Below are 220 nucleotides of genomic sequence, written 5' to 3'. Positions count from 1 at the left end.
CTGCGAGCCCGACTGCGCGTAGATGCGGGTCGATCCACGAACCGCCCTGCGACGGCTCTACAGGAAAGTAACCCCCATGGAACTCACAGGACAACAGATCAGAGAGTATGACCGACGTGCGATAGACAGCGACACCACTGAGACAGCAACATTTGGCCTCGGCTGCTTCTGGGGGCCGGACGCCCAGTTCGGCGCCCTCGACGGCGTGGTCCGCACCCGC

Annotated in this window: 1 pseudogene; it reads left to right on the top strand. The window is 63.6% G+C overall.

The features are described 5' to 3' along the window. Window positions 1–76: 76 nt before the first annotated feature. Window positions 77–220, top strand: a pseudogene (locus tag EXE44_RS21835) (peptide methionine sulfoxide reductase); the annotation flags it as partial.

The organism is Halorubrum sp. SS7, assembly GCF_005435055.1.
GTDB lineage: Archaea > Halobacteriota > Halobacteria > Halobacteriales > Haloferacaceae > Halorubrum > Halorubrum salinarum.
Note: the sequence above shows the minus strand (reverse complement) of the source record. Positions and strands in the feature narration are given on the sequence as shown.